Raw genomic sequence first — 2,158 nt, 5'->3', positions numbered from 1 at the left:
CATTTACAACTATATAATGTAAAGTAGTAACTGCTCCCTCTTGATATATCCCTCTAAAACCACCTGCTAATTCCTTAGATACATCTAATTTATGTTTTACTGCTTGACCGTGATAGTTTGCTCCAACTATTTCCACTGCTAACTCTCCAGTAGTTTCATTAGGTATTACCTTCGTTATCATACCACCAAATGACACACTTGCTTTATGTGGCGTTGTTTTATCTTTTACTCTTGCAATCGGTGCAAATATTTTTTTATCAAAGTTAGTAGTTGCTAATAATTTTACACTCTCTTTAACTTCATCTTCTTCTTTTAAGTAGTAGTTGTTTTCTTCTACTTTTACAAATACTTGTATTAAGTCTGCATTTTCTTTTCCATGTTCTTCGATCGACTTATACTCATTGTTTATTGTTTGTAATGCCTTATAGTTTTTATTAGAATCTCCATCTTTTTTTAACTCCATTTGCATCACATCTATTTTTAATACGTTAATTCCATATTCATTGGTAAGTTCTACCTCTATAGAGCCATTTGCATAATTTTTTCCAGTTTCTTTACTAGACCCAAATTTTATATTTTTCTTTTTTAATAGACCTATTACTTCACCAAAGTTCTCAGTCTGTTTTACTGTATTTTGTTCCATTACAGTACCTCCTAGTTTTTATTATTTTAAGCAGTTCACTGCCTTATGGTACATATAACGAAAACTCAGATTTAAATGTAAAAAAACGCAAAAAAAAGTGGTAATCCCACACATTGGGACTACCACTTTTCTTATTTTAATTTTCCGTTCGTTTAGAACAACACACACGAAACAAAGTTACACATCTTCGTTTCAACACACAAAATTTTATTGGTTTTTACACACATTTTTCAAAACAAGGGTCACAACTCCTTATTTGAGTTTGGAATAAGGGTCACAACTCCCTATTCCAGAGATATGGGTCACAACTCCATATCTCAATATATTTGTTAGTTTACACACATTTTATTTCTATTGAGTACATAATTAATTATATATCATTCCGTTCATTTTTTCAAGCATTTTTTTCTATTTCCGTTCATTTTTTTTAAGCATTTTTTTCTATTTTGAATAATATAAAGCAACTTTTATTCTATCTTCAAACAATAATACTTTTATGGTTTGATTATATTCATATATTGTTTTTTCTGTATATTTCATAGGTCTTATAAAATCTGATCCAAAGTATTCTTCAAATGTATCAAAACATTTATAAAAACTATTATTTCTATCAACTATTCCGAAGTTGTCTTTTCCTTCTTTCCATATCTCATATCTATCCCAATTTTCATCTTTGAACACATCTCTTATTATTCTTATTTTATTATTTATTGTATTCATTTGTTCATCCCCCATTTTTTCTTTTTCTGGATAATCTTTTAATAAACTATCCAGATGCTCAAACGCTTTTTCTTTACCATATTTTATATATATGCATTTAAACTCATTAATCAGATCATTTGCTATTGCACCTTTAACTATTATTCGTTGCTTATGTGTTCCAAAGTCACCATTGACAATCTCATTCACTTCTTTTTCTTGCACTTTGAATAAGTCCTCATTGTGATTTCTTATTTTTTCTATAGCCAGAGGTATTGATAGTTCTCTTGCTTTTTCACGTTCTTCTATAGTTGGTTTTTGTGTAGAATCTGGATCAACCAGACCTATTAATATTTTTTCTACTTTATCAAAGAATCTTATCATTTTTTCTTCTGTTCCAAATTGCTCTTTTATCTTTTGTTCCCTATATTCTCCAGACATCCAACTCATTTCCAAACCTAACCATAATCTTTTTTGGAATCTTAAATTCATTAACAATTCATTTCCTAATTCTAGTGCATGGTTTATCATTTGGCATAAATCCACTCTGAATTGGTATACACATTCACCATTTATTTTTAATTTAAAATCAGTTTTATTGTATGTAGTTTCTGGAGCATTTCTTTTTCTAAGTTTGTAGTTCTTATTTGCATTCTCATATGTAGCATCTATAACTTCTCCTTCTTTACCTTCTCCATCTATATCAAATGTTACTTTTTCTTCAACTACTTTTTTAACTTTTATTGGACTTTCCAATTTATTCACCTCTACACTTTTTTCATATGCTATCAAATCTACTTGACCTTCTAATTGCTC

At 29.0% G+C, this 2,158-nt stretch carries 2 protein-coding genes; both read right to left on the bottom strand.

The features are described from left to right. On the bottom strand, positions 1 to 643 hold a 643-nt coding region (locus VLM92_RS00460), incomplete at its 3' end, for a hypothetical protein (RefSeq protein ID WP_325274389.1). Between the two features lie 441 nt (positions 644 to 1,084). Beyond that, on the bottom strand, positions 1,085 to 2,158 hold a 1,074-nt coding region (locus VLM92_RS00455; RefSeq protein ID WP_325274388.1), incomplete at its 5' end, for a hypothetical protein.

Origin of the sequence: Romboutsia sp., assembly GCF_035470145.1 — a bacterium.
Taxonomy (GTDB): domain Bacteria; phylum Bacillota; class Clostridia; order Peptostreptococcales; family Peptostreptococcaceae; genus Romboutsia_D.
The sequence above is the reverse complement of the archived record's forward strand: the minus strand, read 5'-3'. Positions and strand labels throughout refer to the sequence as shown.